Origin of the sequence: Labilibaculum euxinicum (assembly GCF_009795715.1) — a bacterium.
Classification (GTDB): domain Bacteria; phylum Bacteroidota; class Bacteroidia; order Bacteroidales; family Marinifilaceae; genus Labilibaculum; species Labilibaculum euxinus.
Genome location: NZ_WTCR01000006.1, coordinates 236,303 through 257,103, shown reverse-complemented (window position 1 = coordinate 257,103; position 20,801 = coordinate 236,303). Strand labels below are relative to the sequence as shown.

The 20,801-nt window shown below is 38.0% G+C and carries 10 protein-coding genes; all 10 read right to left on the bottom strand.

Annotation, left to right across the window (positions count from 1 at the left end):
- Window positions 1-86: 86 nt before the first annotated feature.
- The 10 genes from GQR60_RS10170 to GQR60_RS10125 all read right to left on the bottom strand — a co-directional run bounded on the left by GQR60_RS10170 (window position 87) and on the right by GQR60_RS10125 (window position 20,604).
- The gene (locus GQR60_RS10170) at window positions 87-1,055 is read right to left on the bottom strand and encodes a glycoside hydrolase family 130 protein (RefSeq protein ID WP_124992816.1); all 969 of its coding nucleotides are present in this window, start codon (window positions 1,053-1,055) and stop codon (window positions 87-89) included.
- Window positions 1,056-1,094: 39 nt separating this feature from the next.
- Window positions 1,095-2,960, bottom strand: coding sequence for a sodium:solute symporter family protein (locus tag GQR60_RS10165; protein WP_124992815.1), 1,866 nt, complete (start codon window positions 2,958-2,960; stop codon window positions 1,095-1,097).
- A 10-nt stretch (window positions 2,961-2,970) separates the two neighbouring features.
- Window positions 2,971-4,263 carry an MFS transporter gene (locus tag GQR60_RS10160; protein WP_124992814.1) on the bottom strand — a complete coding sequence of 431 codons (1,293 nt, stop codon included), beginning with the start codon at window positions 4,261-4,263 and terminating at the stop codon, window positions 2,971-2,973.
- A gap of 32 nt (window positions 4,264-4,295) precedes the next feature.
- Window positions 4,296-6,530 carry a GH92 family glycosyl hydrolase gene (locus GQR60_RS10155; RefSeq protein WP_124992813.1) on the bottom strand — a complete coding sequence of 745 codons (2,235 nt, stop codon included), beginning with the start codon at window positions 6,528-6,530 and terminating at the stop codon, window positions 4,296-4,298.
- A gap of 214 nt (window positions 6,531-6,744) precedes the next feature.
- Window positions 6,745-8,745, bottom strand: coding sequence for a glycoside hydrolase family 97 protein (locus tag GQR60_RS10150; RefSeq protein ID WP_160463455.1), 2,001 nt, complete (start codon window positions 8,743-8,745; stop codon window positions 6,745-6,747).
- Between the two features lie 11 nt (window positions 8,746-8,756).
- Complete coding sequence (locus GQR60_RS10145) at window positions 8,757-10,790, bottom strand: glycosyl hydrolase family 95 catalytic domain-containing protein (protein WP_124992811.1); 2,034 nt, start codon at window positions 10,788-10,790, stop codon at window positions 8,757-8,759.
- A gap of 103 nt (window positions 10,791-10,893) precedes the next feature.
- On the bottom strand, window positions 10,894-13,185 hold the full coding sequence (locus GQR60_RS10140; protein WP_124992810.1) for a GH92 family glycosyl hydrolase: 2,292 nt from the start codon (window positions 13,183-13,185) through the stop codon (window positions 10,894-10,896).
- A 7-nt stretch (window positions 13,186-13,192) separates the two neighbouring features.
- On the bottom strand, window positions 13,193-15,472 hold the full coding sequence (locus GQR60_RS10135; protein WP_124992809.1) for a GH92 family glycosyl hydrolase: 2,280 nt from the start codon (window positions 15,470-15,472) through the stop codon (window positions 13,193-13,195).
- 295 nt (window positions 15,473-15,767) lie between these two features.
- The gene (locus GQR60_RS10130; protein WP_160463454.1) at window positions 15,768-17,327 is read right to left on the bottom strand and encodes a SusD/RagB family nutrient-binding outer membrane lipoprotein; all 1,560 of its coding nucleotides are present in this window, start codon (window positions 17,325-17,327) and stop codon (window positions 15,768-15,770) included.
- A 112-nt stretch (window positions 17,328-17,439) separates the two neighbouring features.
- Entirely contained in the window at window positions 17,440-20,604 is a 3,165-nt protein-coding gene (locus GQR60_RS10125; protein ID WP_124992807.1) for a SusC/RagA family TonB-linked outer membrane protein, read from the bottom strand.
- Window positions 20,605-20,801 lie beyond the last annotated feature (197 nt).

Here is a 20,801-nt window from a genome sequence, read left to right as displayed (position 1 = left end):
TGTAATAGAAAGCCCGCCCGAAGGGAACGCCAAAAAAAAGGCCAGTATCTGGAAATACTGACCCTTTAAAATCAAAACTAACTTAACTATAATGAGTTCTTCTTAATAAAATCGATTACTTCATCGATGTAGGCGAAACTCATTCCGACTACGGTATCTGCAGCGCCGTAATAAACGGCAACTTTATTTCCTTCGGTTAATGCGGCACATGGGAATACCACATTAGGCACATCGCCAACCAACTCGTAAGGTGCTGCCGGAGCCAATAAATAGGGTTGAGAACGGGACAAGACCTTATCGGGATTTTCGAGGTCGAGAAGGGCTGCTCCCATCGAATAACGGAATCCGTTGCAGGTATTGATTACCCCGTGGTAAAACATCAGCCAACCTTCGTTGGTGCGGACAGGAACTGAACCGGCTCCAATTTTGGTACACTGCCATGCACTATCGGTGAAATTTGATACCTTCATTACACAACGGTGCTCTCCCCAATATTTCATATCGGGACTGTAAGAGATATAAATATCACCGAAAGGTGTGTGTCCGTTATCGCTTGGGCGGCTTAGCATTGCGTATTTTCCATCAATTTTCTCAGGAAACAAAACGCCGTTACGGTTGAATGGTAAAAATGCATTTTCGCACTGGTGAAATGTCTTAAAATCGAAGGTGTAAGCGATACCGATTGTTGGTCCGTGGTACCCGTTGCACCAGGTAATCCAATAGCGATCTTCGATCCAACAAACACGGGGATCGTATTTGTAATCGGAATCGATCATATCGGTGTTGCCTGCAACCATTTGAATGGGATCGTGATTGATGTCCCAATTGATTCCATCTTTACTGAAACCGGCAAAAATATTCATTTGCACCGATTTATTATCGCAACGGAATACTCCGGCAAAGCCCTCCCCGAAAGGAACTACTGCACTATTAAAAATACTATTGGATGTTGGTATGTCGTACCTTCCAATAACAGGATTTTGAGAAAATCTCCACATCACATCCTTACATCCTTCCGGCCTGTCTTCCCAAGGCATATTTGCTTTACTAGTCATTTTTTATTGTTTATGAATTTAATTCTATTCAATATCGTTTTAGTCTTCGTTGATTTCTTTTTTGCAATACTTATAATCTGCAGGATAATCTTCAAGTTTTTTGTACCAAGTGAAATATAGGATAATGCTCGTAATTATGAATAATGCTGCGACCCATGACAATGAAGTATACCTTCCGATCACAAAATAAATTGGGATGAGTGGCAACATCATTTGCCAGCCTGCTCCAATGGTACAGTTAAACATGTCTTTTAAGAAATCGTTATTCGGTTTTGCTTCTGGTTTTTGTGCTTTCAGCTTTAAGTAAACCGGTTTCCAAAATCCCCATGGACGAACACTTTCGTAAAATTTAATTAACACTTCATCGGATTCAGGTTTGGTCAGCAAACTACCAATAACAGATGCAGCAAAAGAGAATAAGAAAATAAAGGGAAAAGCATAAATTGGTGATACCTCAGGAAACACAAGAGGTGCCACCAACGAAGCTATTAAACCGGCAAGCATTCCATAAAAATAGCCATAACCATTAAATCTCCACCAAACCCATTTCAAAAGATTTGATGCGGTATATCCGCCAAACAAGGCTCCTACCAACCACTTCATAACGGTATCGATACTTTCGGCAAAAAAGCCAAAGAATATTCCTACAATTACAACTGCGAATGATGACAAATAACTCATTCGAATGTATTTCTTTTGAGAAGCATTCGGATTGATGAATTTTTTATAAATATCGTTTACAATATAGGCGGGTCCGGCATTTACATTTGCTGCAAAAGTGGACATGAAGGCCGCGATTAATCCTGCCAGTAATAATCCTTTGGCTCCATCGGGAATAAAATTATTCAAGGCATACGGCAAGACCATTTCAAAATCGATATTATTGCCCATCTTATTGAATTCGGGAGCCAGATAAACCAATGCCAATACTGCCAGCCCCGCAATCATCAAATAACGGGGAACGAATAGTACCAAAGATACAATTCCACTCATTTTAGCGGCATCTTTAGGTGTTTCGGTAGAAAGTATACGCTGCATGTCGTAACTGGGAACCGGTCCGGCAATACTCACCAAAACACCTTTGAAAATCATCATCATCATTAAAACGGAGAACAAATTATAGCCGTCGATATCAATTTTGTGGTTTACTGCAGGAATTAGATTGCTCCAATCCAAATCAAGAGTCCAGCCAAAAGAAATATCAGCCCAACCTGCAGGCACGGCTGCAGCAATCTGCTCCGGAGTAACTAAGGATACCGCAATTACACCTACCATGATACAGGCAATGGTCATAATTACAAACTGAAGAACTTCGGTAAAAACTACGGAATACATTCCCCCTTTTACTACATACAAAGTGGTTAATCCCATAATGATAATGGCGTACATGTTCTCCGATTTGATGCCTAGTCCGAAAACAGAGGTGTGTAAATCCCAGGGAAAAAATGTTTGTGCAAATTTACCAACGCCGACAAATCCGTAGGTTATAAAGCCAATTACACTAATAATGGCAAACAGAACAACTATTAAATGCGAAAGTTGTGATCCTCTGCCATCACCAAAACGGGTTTTCAACCACTCAGCTCCTGTCATTACATTCGAACGCCGTAGCCAGATAGCCATAAACATCATCAGGAAAATTTGATTCCAAACCGGCCACAACCATGGAATCCACAATGACTTTAAACCATAAACGAACAAAATGGTAACCGTCCACATGGTACCGGTGATATCGAACATACCCGACGCATTCGAAATTCCAAGCATGTACCATGGTATTTTGTTTCCACCCAAAAAGTAATTGGAAAGGTTTTTTGATGCTTTCGTTGATAAAAAGTAACCAATGAATATGGTTAAAATAATGTATCCTACAATTATGGATAAATCGAGTACAGATAAGTTCATTTAATAGATATTAGACTTTATTTTCATCTGCTTCGCTTTCTTCAGAATGAACAAAAGGAACAAATTTTGCGGCTAACAGAGACGGAATTATAACAACAAGTATGCATATAAAAAATAACTTATAGCCTAACCAATCGCTCATAAAACCACTTAACATACCCGGCAGCATAATGCCAAGATTCATGATACCTGTAGCAAATGCATAATGAGCCATTTTATATTTCCCCGGAGCAACTTGCTGCATCATAAACAACATTAACCCCACAAAGCCAAAACCATATACAAAATATTCAACCACAACTGCAGATCCAATTAGAAATATACTTTCCGGGCGGTAAACGGCCAATAGAGCGTAAATTATGAATTGAACATTAAAAATACAAACAAGAGTGAATAAAGATTTTTTTAATCCCCGCGCGGAAATATAATAGCCCGCTAAAATTGACCCCAGAACAAAAGCTGCAGAACCAAATACACCATAAATAAGTCCTATTTGCGAAGTGCTAAGTCCCAAACCGCCATCTTCGATTGTGGCTTTAAAAAATAAAGGAGCTATTTTAATGGCAAAGCCTTCGGTAAATCGGTACAAGATGATAAAAACAATAAACCAACCAATGTGTTTTTTCTGGAAAAAGGTTTTTATAACATCCCACAAGGTTTTAAATCCCTCATTTAACGATGCAACTTCGCTGCTTGCATTTCCTCCTGATGGTAACATTTTAATATGATACAAAGCCAATGAAATCATTATTATTGAGTAGGTAAGCATAACAGCCATCCAAGCATGCAATACACCAAAACGTTCTTCGAGAATACCTGCTAAATAAACAAAAGCACCAGCAGTTAAAATTTTTGCAATGTTATACGACGCACCTTGCCATCCAATATATTTTGCTTGTTCTTTTCCTGATAAAACACTTAGGTAAACTCCATCGGCAGCAATATCGTGGGTTGCACCACTAACGGCTATAACAGCTAATAAAGCAATAGAATAGGTAAAAAAACTATCTAATGGCAGAGCCAATGCGACCAGAGCAAATGTAAATCCTGTTACAAGTTGCGTTGCTACAACAAAATGCTTTTTTGTTTTAAACATTTCCAATATTGGACTCCATAGTGGTTTTAATGTCCAAGGCAACATGATGAGCGAGGTCCAAAATGCAATTAATGAATCGGAAATTTCGAAACTCTTAAACATAAGCACGGATGCTTGAGCAATAGCAACAAATGGTAAGCCCATCGCAAAATATGCAGTGGGAATCCAAGTAGCCGGATGTTTTGGTTTGTTATTGGTTTTTGACATTAGTATTTAACAGGTGTTATTAGGTTGTATTTTTATTTTTTTAGAAAAAATTCCAGTTTTCCTCCTTCGCTTATTGCTTTGTGATTAATGAAATAAGAGTTTTGTTTCTTTCCATTAATCATCATTTTATCAATAAACAAATCGCCTTTATTCTTACGATGTGTAATGATTTCAAAAGTTTTTCCTGAATAAAATTCGGGATCGAGCTGTATGGTTATTTTATCGAAAACAGGGCTTGTAATAGCATAATCGGTATCTCCAGGACAAACAGGGTATATTCCCATCATGCTGTAGATTACCCATGCAGATAAGGTGCCGCAGTCATCATTCCCAGGTATGCCATCAGGTGCATTTTTGTAATACGTATCGATTAATCGGTGAACTTCTTTTTGCGTTCTCCACTCTTCACCTTTGGTATAGTTGAATAAGTATGGATAGTGAATATCTGGTTCATTCGCCATATCGAACAATCCTTCGTCAAAAACCATCTGCAATTTGTTTACGAAATTTTTCTTCCCGCCCATTAATTGTGTCAGGCCTTTTATATCGTGCGGAACACAAAAGGTATATTGCCATGCTGTTCCTTCGTGAAAGCCTGGGCTTGGTTCAAAGTTTTCGCCTTGTTTTGGATCAAAATTTGTTAAGAAATCACCATTTCCCAAGCGAGGGCGAATCATTCCGAATTTCTGATCGAAATATTCTTTGTAACGAAGAGATTGATTCAGGAATTTCTTGTAATCCTCCTTTTTATCAAGAGCCTTGGCGAATTGTGCCAAATTCCAATCGGCAATATAATATTCCAAAGCATGAGAAACCGAGTTGTCAAACTCCTCAACCAAAGGCACATATCCTTTTGCTAAATAATGATCGATATCTGGCCGCAGTTTGTTATTTTTCCCTTCAGTCGTTGCAGATTTCACCATTGCAGAATAGGCAGCTTCTACATCAAAATCTATTAATCCACGCAAGTAAGAATCAACAATAACCGGAATTGCCGGATCACCTTCCATAACGTGTGTTTCTTTGCTGTTTAGCTCCCATTTTGGTAACCATCCGCTTTCCTTGTACATGTCGACCATAGATCGAACCATGTCTTGCTGCTCCTGAGGATATAACAAGGCCATTAATGGGTGGAAATTTCGATAAGTATCCCACAAAGAAAATACGGTATAACGATTGCAATCTTTGGTCTCGCGAATTTCGAAAGATTCCATGGCCGGATATTGTCCGTTTACATCGTTTATGATGTTTGGATGAATTTGCGTGTGATACAAAGCGGTGTAAAATATTGTTTTTTGGTCTTCGCTTCCGCCTTCCACTTTTACCCTGCTCAAAGTACTATTCCATTCCTGTGAGGCCTGCAATCTTGTTTTGCCAAAATCGAACTGATTCGATTCAGCATTCAAATTCATTCTTGCATTGGCAATACTTACATATGATACGCCAACTTCTGCAATTATTTGTTCGTTCGTGTTGGTATCAAATGTAAAATAAGCTCCAATTTCGTCACCAAATAACTCTTGTGTGTAGTTTTTGTAATATTTGAACTGACCATCGGTATCGCTCCAAGCAGATTCGGCTTGCATTTCGGGCATTTTTTTCCACACCCCAAATTCTTCCGCTTTTTTACTGAAGCGAGCCACAAAATAAACCGGACGTTCCGAACCATCATTGTAACAAAAACTTCCTGTCATACGGGAACCTTCTATTTCCTGATTGTTTACGATCCGAACCTTTGCACCCGTTTCGTTGGTTAAACCCAAACCTAAATTTAAAAGTACATTCGATTTCCCTTTTGGAAAAGTATAGCGACTGATACCGGTTCTTTTGGTAGAGCTCAGCTCTGCTTTAATTCCATACTTTTCCAAGTCGGTTGCATAATAACCTGGTCTTGCCTCCTGATTTGTCATGATAGATCCGTATGCTTTATGATCTGCATTGACTTCACCGGTAGTCGGCATCAATAAAATAACGCCCAAATCGGGACAACCAACACCACTTAGGTTTACATGTGAAAATCCGGTAAGAAAAGAATTATCCCAGGAATATGGTGTTGACCACCATCGGGCATCTTTGTCGTAGGTATTCAAATCGGATCCGGAAACATTAAACGGACTTACTGAGACCATTCCCCGTGGTACAATTGCTCCCGGATTTGTGGTACCAAAATTAGTCGTTCCAATAAATGGATTTACGTAATCGACAAATTGAGCAAAACCATTTATGCTTAGAAAAAACAGAATCAAAATTCCTGATAAGCGCTTCATCAAGTTGAGTTTTGTTAGGTTGTAATTCTAAATTAAAATAATACCGAACGGGAATTGGGCCAGCCAAGCTCTTCCCCGAACGGTTACTAATTTCTAATCTGTTAGTCAAATAAAAGCTTTATGGATTAAAAGCAGATTAATTTTAAGATTAATCACTCGTTACATTCATTAATCCTTATAAAAATAACCAAAGACTTAGAAACTGTTTAAAAATTTATCCTTTAGCTTCTCTAATTTCGATAGCCTGTCCTCCACTATTCTGCATTTTCACATGCAATTTTGTTTTGCTGTCGACTGCTTTTTTAAAGATTTTTATTTCGGTTGGATTGTCACTTAAGCTAGTGTTATCTGTATCAGAATAAATGGTTGCTTCGTACTTTTTATCAGCATCCAAAAAGCCTAAATCCAAATCAATTTCCCGGGCATTTTCATCGGTAATGGCACCAATGTACCAATTCGAAGCTTTCCGACGGGCAACAGCATATACATCTCCGATTTCTGCTGCCAATACTTTAGATTCTTCGAAATCCGCCGGCAGATTCACAAAAAAATGAAAAGCCGGCTGATCTTCGTAATTACTGATCATATCAGAAGCCATTTGCAAAGGACTGTACAAACAAACCCACAAAGCCAATTGCTTCGCTAAGGTGGTATTTACCCGGCTATTGCCTTTGTCGTTGCTGTTCCATTTAATGTAATCCTTTCGGTTTTTGTACAAAATATCAAAAGTTCCAGGCGTGTAATCAATTGGTCCTCCCAAACAACGGGTAAATGGCAAAATCACATGATGCTCCGGCGGATTTCCTTCACTCCACCCGTTCCACTCCATTCCTCTAACTCCTTCGCGTGTCATCATGTTTGGATAAGTACGGCTGATTCCTGTCGCTTTTATTGGTTCATGTGCATCCACCATCAAATGATATTTGGCCGCAGTTTCCACTACTTTTCGATAATGTTGTACCATTTTTTGTCCGTGATGAAACTGACCGTTAGGAATTGGTCCGGCATATCCTGTTTTCACTACCCTAATGCCATTATCATGCAATTTTGAAAAGGCTTTATCCATACTTTCTTCATAAAAGATATAATCTCCGCCTGTTTCGTGATGTCCTATCAGTTCAACGCCTTTTGACTTTGCATAGCTCACAATTTCATCAAAATCGAAATCGGGATAAGATGTTACCTGATCGAATGCCTTTGGTTTCCCCCAATTTTCCCAGCCTGTGTTCCAACCTTCGGCCAAAACTGCCTGAATATTGTTATCAGCAGCAAAATCAATGTATTTTTTCATATTATCAGTAGTCGCACCATGTTTTGGTCCAGGAGTCCAGGTTTCAACCCCCAAGTGCATTCCCCACCAAATACCAACATATTTCATGGGTTGAATCCATTTCGTATCTGGAATTGCACAAGGCTCATTCAAATTCTGAATTAAATTCGATTCAACTAAGCCTGCCGCATTTTTGCATAGCATTACTGTTCTCCATGGAGACAGTAATGAACCTTTTGCTTTTACTTTCACTCCATCGGGCCAAGGAACCAAATTCGCTTGAAAATTAGTGCTACCCGTATTCTTCAAAGTCATTCCTGCATAATTCGTCAGGTTTGCCTCATGAATACTCACGTAATAACCCGATTCCATTTTTACCGTAATTGGTGTATTCGCATCTGGTACTTCGCTTAATTGGGTAGTTCTATAAAGCATTTCATAAGAATCAAAATTTGCAGGAATAGACCATGCTGTTCCATTTTTAGCAAAATTAAATTCTGTTAATTCCTTAGTAATGTTAATACTATCGATGCCATTTTGCTGAGGGATTTCATATCTGAAACCCAATCCATCATCGAACAAACGCACATATAACTTCAAATCATTATTTGCATGATTTTTTAAGGAAACTATTAGCTCATTGTACTTTTCGAGTATGCTATCATTTGGTCCCCAAACTGGTTTCCAATTCTCATTCTTTTCATTTCTTACTACATTAATAATTCGCAAGCCATCGGTAAACAAAGAATCTTCCCGCAATTCCATCCCTAATCTTGAATCAGAGAATATTTGATTTTTATTGGTTTGAAGCTTATAAAACGCCTGTCCATTCTCATTCACTTTCAGGTCAAAAGCAATTTCACCATTGGGTGATAACAAGTCAACGCTTTTACTCGATTCGCATGCAGAAAACAGCAAGACTGACAGCAATACTACAATTGTCATTTTATTCATAATTACTCAATCACATAAGTTTTTAATTCGGGGCCTACACCCTTTATGGTTAATTTCCTCCATTGTTTTGGCAAACACGGATTTTCTTGTTCTATTCCATTCTCTGTAAAATGTAATCCTCCAAATCCGAAAAGAACTGTTTGCAGCATACCGCCAGCTCCTGTCGCGAAATACGGATTATTACTATAAGCAGATTCGGAAAGTGCTCCAAATGGCGGTCGTTTATTGGGCACATAAGCTTTCTTGAAAAGTTCAAATGCTTTTTCCGGCTCACCCAATCGTGCATACAATACGCCTAAAACAGAATAAGACATTGCCGGACCTTCCGGAGCAATCTTAGACTCATAGTATTCCAAATCTCTTCTTATTTCTTCGGGTTTAGTAACAATTGCAAAAGGATAGGCCAATAAGTTAACATCTGCCTGTTTAATAATCTCCCCATTGTATTCCGAATTCTCTTTGGTCACACCATCCTCAAAATAATGAAACTTTAATCCTTTGGCGACATTATCCCAACGAGGATTGCCTTCTTTTTTGAGAATTTCTCCCGCCTCAACAGCAAATTGCAAAGCGGTTTTCGCCGATCCATTGGTAAAGGCATTATCATTGGCATGATGATAGAATTCATTCGCACCAACTACATTGTTAATGGAATAACTACCATCATGATTCTGAACAGAACGACTTACCCAAAAATCAGCAACTTCTTTCAGTACCGGAAATCCAATCTCTCTCAACCACTCCTTATCTCCTGTAGTTCTGAAATAATTCCAAAAAGCGATAGCAATATCTGCTGTAATATGATGCTCGAAGGTTCCCGTCAAAGCCCAGGTTGGCGTCGCCTCTTCACCTGTATCATCCGATTCCCATGGAAACATGGCACCTGTATAGCCATAATTCTGAGCCTTCTTCTTTGCCATTTCCAGTCTGTCAAATCTGTAATTCAGTAAAGATTTTGCAATTTTCTGATTGAAAACCAAAAGAGGTGGAAACATCCATATTTCAGTATCCCAGAATACATGTCCGTTATAGCCTTGAGATGATAAACCCATTGGAGCAATGCTCAAATTAGAGTCATCTCTGGCAAAAGAATACAAATGAAACAATGCCAAACGGATATCTTGCTGAGACTCCGGATCTCCTTCAATTTCAACATCACCTTTCCACAATTCAGACCAAAGTTCTTTATGACGATTAATCACAGCTTGTTTATTTCCCAGTAGCTGAAAAATAACCATTCGTTCCGATTCACTTTTCGGATCTGTAAAATTCTGCGATGTACAAACCGATCCACACCAGGCAAATTTATATTCTTCCTCTTTTTTCAAAGATTTAGAAAAGCCCAGTTCATTGGTAAAAGGATCTTTCAAATTGTGCTTTAAATCGGGTGTTTCGCCTTCAAATATAAATGCTGCACTGGTTGCCAAATCGTGTTTCCCAAACGGACTCTTTGCTACAGTCTGCAATATTGGCATTCGTGCATCCAAATCTTGTAAAATCCTAAAATCAGAAGTCACATCTTTATATTCACTTGGACAAACAATTTGTCCATTCACCTTAAATTCTAATTCCTTTTGCAGGGATTTTATTTTCACGTCTACCAATCCGGAATAAGGCATTCCTCTTAATGCATAAAGCGTAAAAGATATCTCGGCATATTCTTTAAACTGACATGATGTTGCGAACGAAGCAGATTTCATATTCAGCACTTGTTTCCAATTGGAACAATTTGCAGTAGAAAGCGTGTCTTGATTGACAACTATTTCAATATTTGCAAAATTAATTCCCAACAACACTTTACTAACACCAAATTTCGATTCCTTATCGTAAACATTGTTCAGAATAATCGATTTGGTTTTTCCTGGCTCGGCTGAAGGAAGAATTCCTATTCGTCCATTTGCAACTGATATTCCTGTATAATTGGTATAATCATTTGCTTCAATCATCCAAGCTGGATTCTCCTGTGCAAATAAGCAATTTCCAAAAAATCCAAAAAGAAAAGATAACAGTAACAATTGTGCCCTAACTCGTATCATATCACTTACTTTTAGATTGATTCATCAATTTCATACAACAAAGGCCTACAAACTCATGTTTGCAAGCCTTCCGTTATATTTGATATGCTAATATCATTCTTTCTTATTTACTCATAGAATATGGAAAACTTTCTTTAGTAGTTCCTCTCACCTTATTTGGTTGTGCCGACATATTAAATTCAAGATTTCCCCCGTTTAAAATATCGTTGTGTTTAATGAAATTTGCTCCATAAGACTTTCCGTTTAACTTGATGTCATCCACAAAAACATGATCTGATGAATTATCAGTACTTGAAATTGTAAACGTTTTTCCATTTTCGAGGCTCAAAGTAATTTTATCGAAAAGCGGAGCACCAAAAACATACTCATCGGTTCCGGGACACACGGGATAAAAGCCCATTGAACTAAACACGTACCAGGCAGAAGTTTGTCCGTTATCCTCATCCCCACAATAACCGTCGGCCTGCGGAGTGTAGAGCTTATCCATTACCTCACGAACTCTTGCCTGCGCTTTCCATGGCTGTCCAGCGAAATTGTACAAGTAGATCATGTGTTGAATGGGCTGATTACCATGTGCATAATTCCCCATGTTTGCAATCTGCATTTCACGAATCTCGTGAATTACGCCACCATAATATGAATCATCAAATTTAGGAGGCATCTCAAAAACACCATCCAAAGTAGAAATAAACTTTTCCTTTCCCCCCATCAAATCAATTAAGCCATTCACATCCTGAAATACCGACCAAGTGTAATGCAAACTGTTTCCTTCAGTAAAGGCATCGCCCCATTTTAATGGATTAAAAGGAGCCTGAAAAGAACCATCCTCATTTTTTCCTCTCATCAAGCCAGATTCGTTATCGAATACATTCTTATAATTCTGAGCTCTTTTGGCAAACAAATCAATTTCTTCCTGCGGACGACCCAATTCTTTCGCAAGCTTCCAAACACAGAAATCATCGTAAGCATACTCTAATGTTCTGGCTGCATTCTCGTTGATATTCACATCGTAAGGAACATAACCCAACTCGTTGTAATAATCTGCTCCATAACGACCTACAGATGTAATCTCTTTGTTGCAGCCCTTAGTATTTTTAAGAATTGCTTCGTACAATGTTTCAATATCATATCCGCGAATTCCTTTTAGGTAAGAATCTGCTATTAAAGAAGCCGAATTCGAACCAATCATGCATCCTCTGTGACCAGGACTCGCCCACTCGGGCAACCAACCACTCTCTTTGTAAGTGTTGGCCAATCCTTCCATAATCTGAGCGTTAATATCAGGATACATTAGTGTGAAAAATGGAAAGACTGCCCGGAATGTATCCCAAAAGCCATTATCTGTAAACATATAGCCGGGCAGTACCTTACCATTGTAAGGGCTGTAATGAATTACTTCATTATTATCGTTAATTTCATGAAACTTGCGGGGGAATAATAGTACCCTGTACAAGCATGAATAAAATGTCTTTAATTGATCATCGGTTCCACCTTCCACTTTAATTCGGGAAAGCTCCTTTTCCCATGCCGATTCAGCGTCGGTTAATACCTTATTAAAATTTTTAGTTCCAATTTCCCGGTCCAAATTCAATTGTGCCTGTTCAGGACTTACAAAAGATGAAGCCACTTTCACATGAACTTCCTCTCCTTTTTGAGTTTTAAATCCAATAACAGCACCAACATGCTCTCCGCTTGCTTTCAGTGAATTTTCAGTTAATTTGTCTCCATGCCAAGTATGTGTTACCTCAAATTCTTTATCGAATTCGGCAACAAAGTAGTTGTGGAAGTTATCAGGAACACCACCGCTGTTATTTCTGCAGTAACCGATTATTTTTCTTTCTTTCGGAAGAATTGTCACTTCAGATCCTTTAAAAAATGCGTCCAACAAAATATAAGATGACTCATTTTCCGGAAACGTAAAGCGAAAAACAGCCGCTCGTTCTGTAGGCGTTATTTCAGCGGTAACATCATAATCCGCCAGATAAACTTTATAGTAGTTTGGTTTCGACACTTCAGCTTTATGTGAAAACCAAGATGCTCTTTCATCCTCTTTAAATTTTAAATCACCGGTAACGGCCATTAATGAAAATGCAGCGTAGTCGTTTATCCACGGACTTGGTTGATGGGTTTGTTTTATTCCTCTGATTTTTTTTGCATCATAGGCATAACACCAGCCATTTCCCATTTCACCGGTTTGTGGTGTCCAAAAATTCATTCCCCACGGCAATGCAACAGCCGGATATGTATTTCCATTTGACAAAGAATAGTCGGAATCGGTTCCCATTAATGGATTTACAAAATCAACCAAATTCTGCTCCTTACTGATTTCCTTTTCTCCTCCACATGCAGCTAAAACCACAATAAATAACAATAGTAATACGTTTGCTTTCTTCATCTTAGTACTAGTAAACAATTGATTTAGGTCGATCTTGAATTGATTTTCCAAAATTTGGATTTGGCCTTGCTCCCATTTCGAATGTCAGCTCTCCTCCTTTTAAAATATCTTTGTGTGTGATGAATGATTTTGTATACTCCAATCCGTTTAAAGTCGCAGACTGAATGTAAATATTATCATCACTGTTGTTGTTTGCTTTAATGGTAAACTTCTTATTTGCTGGAAGATTAATGCTTGCTTCATAAAACAAAGGACTGCCAAATACATAAGCACCATTGCTTGGATTAACAGGATAGAATCCCATGGAAGACATTACATACCAAGCCGACATCTGTCCACAATCTTCATTCCCGCACAAACCATCAGGTTGATCGGTGTACAATTCATTCATGATGTAACGAACCTTGTCAGCCGTTTTGAATTGCTCGCCGGCATATGCATACAAATAAGTGATGTGATGACTTGGCTCGTTTCCATGTGCATATTGACCAATTAAACCAGAAATATCCGACGACGCTCCTTCTTCCAATTCCGAAGAAATTGAGAATAGACTGTCCAACTTATTCAGAAATGGCTTTTCGCCTCCCAAAAGAGCAATTAATCCTTCCGGATCTTGTGGTACCAACCATAGATATTGCCATGCGTTGCCTTCACAATAATCGTTTACACGATGCTGTGCTGAGTAAGGATTGAAAGGTGTTCTCCAGGAGCCATCTTTCATTTTTCCTTTCATAAACCGATCTTTCGGATCGAAATATTTGGTATATGCTTTAGCTCTCTCCTCAAAATATTTTACATCATCAGTTTTACCCAATTTTTCAGCTAGTTTGCTGATTGCCCAATCACTAATCGCATATTCCATGGCACTTGCCACCGATTCATGCATCATATCACACGGAATGAAACCATATTCCTGTAACTCTTTAACGCCAGGCTCAAAATCGCCCATAGCCGTTGCTTTTACCGCTTCGTAAGCTAATTCGTAATCTATCCCTTCAAATCCTTTCAAGCAAGCATCTACTACAACCGGAACTGCACTGTATCCAACCATTGTATTGGTTTCGTTTCCCCTTAAATGCCAAACCGGTAATTTCCCTTGCTGCTGATAAATTGTCAGCATTGAATTAATCATATCCGGAACACGTTCCTGTTGTGTCAAAGTATATAAAGGATGCGCTGTACGGTAAGTATCCCATAAAGAAAATAAGGTGTAATTTGTAAAATCAACATTTTGGTATACTTTTTTATCAACACCTCTGTAATCTCCATTGTTATCATTAAATAAGTTGGGAGCAATTAATGTGTGATACATTGCTGAGTAGAATACTTTCTTCTTTTTAAGATCATTGGTTACGATCTCAATTTTAGACAGCTCTTTATTCCACTTTTGTTGATTCTCAGAAAGAATTTGTTGAAAATCCCATGATTTCATTTCAGCCTTAATATTCGCCAATGCATTTTCCATGCTAACAGGAGACATCCCAAACTTAACCTGCACTTCTTCTGAAGCTTCTGTCTCAAATTCCAGGCAAGCTTTTACTGCAAGTCCCTTTGCTGCATCTCCCTCCACTAATTTGTCGCCATTATAGACTTCAATATCTTTAATCGGCTTAGACAGAACCATTGCAAAATATTCTCTTTGATCTTCAGCCCATCCGGTTGAAAAACGATAACCGGCTACAATTGTATCATTTACTTTATGAAAAAATGTTTCGGTAGCGTTATCACCGTTTCCCTCCTGCAAATCAAGAATTATTTTTGACTGATCTGATTTTGGGAATGTTATTTTATGAAGAGCTACACGTTCACTTGTGGTCATTTCAATATCTATATCATAGGTATCCAAATGCACTTTATAGTAGCCAGGCTCAACCCTCTCGGTTTTATGACTGTAATAGGAAGCATAACCATTTTCCGGATGTTCCTGTGACCCAGGATTCATTTTCACATCACCTACAGCAGGCATAATTAAAAAATCGCCTAAATCGGCACAGCCTGTTCCACTTAAATGCAAATGAGAAAAACCTTTGACGATGCTATCTGAGTAATGATACGAAGAACACCAATCCCAGCCTTTATGGAAATTGCTCGGGCCAGCCTGAATGGCTCCAAAAGGTACACTCGCACCTACAAAAACATGTCCATGTCCTGCCGATCCAATTAAAGGATCAACAAATTGAATGTAGTTACCTTCGGTATCTTTTTGCTCTCTGTTACTACAGGAAAATAAAGTAGTAATTGCCAAAGAAAGCAAAATTAATGATTTAAGAGAATTTTGGTATAGCATCTGATTTTTGTTCTTAAGTTTTATAATCTGCTGATATATGTTGTAGCTCAAGGCTGTTTAATCTTCAATTTTAGTACACCTTTTTTCGAAAAGGCTGGAAAAAAATCCTTCCCTTTTATGGAGGCGGAAGCAAACCCTATAACGGGAAACAATATTTGTATAATTTCTAATGCAAACCAAAATAACAGTTCACACATGTACGAAATTTATCACTAATTGCTATTTAACTACTTATTTTAAGCAGGAATAATAGAGCTGCCCCCATAAGAGCAGCTCCATTCAAAATATTTTTTTTCTAAAAATTACTGTTCATTAATCCACCTGATTTGGCTTTTGTATTTTCAACATCCCACCAAAGTTTGATATCCATACGGTCTGTTTCGATCGTATTTAATGCCGATGGCATTGAAACTTCATTTAAATTGTGTTGATTATCAGGGTAACGAACTCGCTTCACATAAGTATCGGCAGCTACAGAAGCGTTTCCACTTACTCCATCGTAAGGCAGGGTTAAGTCAGGATAATCTGTTCTTCTAAAATCAGCCCAGGATTCAATTCCATTTGGAAAGTTTGCAATCCATTTCTGAGTAATAATTTGCTTCAACTGAGCTTCATTACTTCCCGTTAAATCATTTAATCCGGCAACATAAGCATCACCATCAACTGCATTCACTCCAACAAAATCCATTGATGCTTCAACAGCTTGTTTGTATAATGCATTCGCATTGCCAGAAGTCCACCCACGAAGAGCTGCTTCAGCCTGAAGAAATAGAACCTCCGAATAATACATTACCGGACAAAACATTGCATTTTTATCTCCATCACCTGAGAATTCCACGAATCCATTTTCCAAACGAATAGTCGCTTTACCTGTTACTTCAGCCGATGATGATGGCATACTTGCATCTAAGCCATTCTCCAAGCCTTCATAAGTTGCTTTTCCAGCTGCTTCTTTAGTTAACGGTTTTCCGTCTACTTTATAAGACAACCAACGTGGTGCTCTAGGATCTTCTCCAACACTTGACTGACCATATAAATAATTAGTAAATGTTTTAGCTACACGAATATTATCCCAATACCATGCCATCTGATGAAGATAATCATACCATCCATTGCTCCACATCGGAACGTGTGCAATATCATCATTGCTTGTCATCACTCCACCGGCAATCGCTGCTTGAGCCTCAGCCTGTGCTTTAGCTGGAGCAATATTTGAAATACGCATTGCAAGTCTTAAGCGAAGCGAGTTACCAAAACGTATCCATTTTGCCACATCTCCCTTATAAACTAAATCGTATTCGCCATAAAGTGCTTGTGTTTCATCATTTTTAATGCTCTTAATTGCCTCATCAAGTTTAAGAAACAAATCATCGTAAATAGCCTCCTGAGAGTCGTATGCGTTAGTTTCGGCATTACTAACACCAAAATATGGAATGTCTCCATAAGTATCAGTCATACGCGACCACCAATACACCATCCAAATATTTTTAATGGCAATCTGATCATTATAGGCAGGTTTATCGCCAAATTGTGCATCAACAGTATTCGACTCCAAATTAAATTGAGTATAATGTTCTTTCCATTGATTTCCAATCCAATCATCTTTGTATTCATATCGATCAGACACAGCCCAAGCACCTGTAGATGCCCAGTATTGCGCATAAAAGTCAGGATATAAATTAACGTTTCTCTGGTAGTTTGCAAAAACTCCCTGAACCATATCCGAAAAGAAAAATCGAGGTTCTACTTCCGTTACGGAATCTTTGGGCGTATTCATCTCCTCAAAATCATCGGTGCAACCAAAACCGATGAATATCAAGCCTAATAATAGTAATGAATTATATATTCTTTTCATCTGTATATTTTTAATTTTCAACAGGCACATGAATCTCGTAATTTGAATAACACTTCTGTCCTATCAAGGTATTTTCATTAGTTCGATTCATGATCATTAATACTTATAACTCTTAGAATCCCAAATTAAGTGAGAAACCATATGTTCTGGTCGCTGGAACCGGAGAAAAATCAAATGCCGAAGCCTCAAATCTAGAGCTGTAAGCACTTGCATCAGGAGCAGTCCCAGGTGTGTCTTTATAGAAATAGAACAAGTTTCGTCCCACTATTGAAATTCTTGCGGTTTTAATCGGATTCTTACCAATTTTACTCAAGAAACTTTGAGGTATTGAATAACCAACAGCCACTTCTTTTAGTTTCATATAGGATGCGTCATACACAAACTCTTCATCGATACTGGAAATTCGACCCCAATATCTTTCTGCTGTTGCAGATGTTAAATTTACTGCTCCACCCTCTGTTAGTCCATCAACTGTATAAGGATTCCTATTATTTTCAGCTGTTCTTTTTGCAGTACCTGCTCCAACAGCTCCTTTTTCGGTAATCGAAACGATATCGCCTCCTTGCTGAATGGAAAGTAGCGCAGACACATACAATCCTTTATAATCAGCCTTTAAACCAATAGATCCTGTCCAGTCTGCTTGTAAATTTCCAATCACCTCAAGCTGTTCTGTTCTCATTGGCAGTCCTTCCGAGTCTACTAATATTGCACCAGCATCATTTCTGCGATATTTATACCCTTTAATATCACCCAGTTTTTCTCCCTCAATACCAACAACCATTGGGCTTCCATTAATATCCCCAAATTTGTATTCTTTTAGATCAGCATCAAGCTCTTTTACTTTTGTGGTATTAGCAGCAAAATTGAAGTTTAGATCCAAAGTGAAATCCTTGGTCTTAATTGGAGTGGTTGACAACATGATTTCAACTCCTTTGTTTGAGATTTTACCAGCATTAATCAATTTCTGCTGATAACCAGCACTTTGATCCATATCAACCGGCATAATCTGATTTTGAGTATTTTCATCATACAGGGTGAAATCAATTCCAATGCGATTATTAAACATTCTTACATCAAAACCAAATTCTGTAGAAGACGAAATTTCAGGTTTTAAATCTGGATTAACTAAAATACTCGGCACTGAACCTTTTAGTAAATTAAAATTACCCGTTTCAATTTTATACAACATACTAGTCTTGTATGGATCTGTCGCTTTCCCAACCTGAGCCCATGAACCTCTTAATTTAGCGTATGTAATCCAACTTGGCATCTCAACCATTTCAGATAAAACTCCACTTAAACTAACCGATGGATAAAAATAAGAGTTGTTATCATCTGGAAGTGTTGACGACCAATCGTTACGTGCTGTAAAATCAAGAAATAACATATTTTTATAGGCTACCTGACCAAATCCGTAAATAGACTGAACTTCTTCTTCGGAAATTGACTCACTTGAAGAAATGTTGGTACCATATCCTAAAAAATAGTTTCCTTCAGAAGGCAACTTGCCCGACTTGCTTGATAAATTCTCTGTAGTAGTATACATTTTATTACCACCTACATTTAAACTAACAGCAAAATCTTCACTTAAATCTTTATTGTAACTCAACAAAAACTCATAATTCTCTTCTTTAAAAAATCGCTCCATCGTATTGTAATCAGGGTGATTACTATATACATTATCAGCATATTTATACATAGATTGAGCATCTTCACGATAGTAATCCAAACCGTACTTTAATCTAAGTTTTAGATCAGAAGTCAATTTCATATTGGCTGCAAAATATCCAAAAGTACGGTACCTCTCATCCTGATAACTTTGCTGATCTTGCAAGAAATATGGATTACGAAAACTTGCATTCGAAGTTGTATACAACTTCTCAACATGGTTACCTCCTACCATATCATATCCAGGTTTTAAATCCTGAGTTCGGATATTCATAGGCATTTGATTAAAATATGACATATAACTATAGAATCCCATCTCAGGTCTTTCCTTACCTTTGGTATTCATATAGGACACTTTTGTGTCAATATTTAACCATGGATTAATATTGTAGTCAGCTCTTAAATCAAAATTCATTTTTTCTACCTTGTGTCCATCATAAATTCCATTGGAAATATCTTTCCCCATTGATGCACGATAGGATCCATCTTCGTTTCCACCTGTAAATGAAAGGTTGTGTTTTTGACTCACACCTGTTCTGGTAAAATCTTCTATCCGATTAGTTTGAGCCTCATAAGGAATCATTTCTCCAGTCCAGGATTCAAGCATTTGTCCCTTCATTTCCGGCCCCCACGAAGAAGTTCCGTTTTTATCGTAAACACCTTCGGTTCCCTGACCAAATTTATCCTGCATATCAAGAAAGTAAGCTGCCTCGGAAATAGTTACACTTCCAGAATAGGCAATTCCCAGACCTGCATTTTTCTTCCCTTTTTTGGTTGTCACCAAAATAACACCATTACCGGCACGAGAGCCATAAAGAGCTGCTGCATTTGGTCCTTTCAATACAGAAACAGATTCTATATCATCTGGATTAATATCAAAAGCTGCACCTGATTTATCAACACCACCAAAAACTCCGGCATCTTCGCCTTCTCTGGAATCATTAAAAGGAACTCCATCAACAACCCAAAGCGGAGCATTGTTACCTGTAAGGGAACTAGCACCACGAATTTCAATTCTTGAACTACCTCCAACACCACCACCAGACTGATTAATCTGAACTCCTGCAATTTTTCCTTCCAAAGCACTTGCTAAATTAGCATCAGCTCCTTGTGTTATTTCATCAGATTTAATATCCTGAACAGAATAACCAAGAGCCTTCTTTTCTCTTTTAATACCTAAAGCTGTTACTACAACTTCTGCCACTTCTAATGCATTCACAGTCATCACAACATTAATTACAGATTGAGAACCAACTGTAATTTCCTGTGTTTGCATACCAACAAAACTAAAAACCAGAATACTGGTTGATTCAGGAACTGTGATCTCGAATTTTCCATCGATATCAGTTACTGTTCCAATTGTAGTACCTTTAACAACAACTGATACTCCAGGAAGTGACATCCCTGAGTCTTCAGTAACAGCACCTGTAACAACTTGCTGTGTTGCAGAAACAGATAAATTGTCATTAGTTAATGTGTTAACGTTTGCATTTGCCGAAAATGGAAGAACCATCATCGCACAAAGCAAAGCAAAAATCCCAATCTTACTTCCAAGTCCTAATGGGTTAGCCAGGCTTGAATGAAGATTTCGTAAATAGCATTTCTTCATAGTTAGAATTATTAATTATACAATGAACAAAAAAAATGTTGTTTTTTTCTGCAACCAATATTAGCGCAAACGTATTAATTCACGATTAATATTGAATTAACAAGGCACATAAAATCATTAATCAACTGTTTTACATCTGATTTACAAAACTTTACTAAAAGTGGCTCGCCGGGCAAAATTAATTAGGTTTTTTAGCA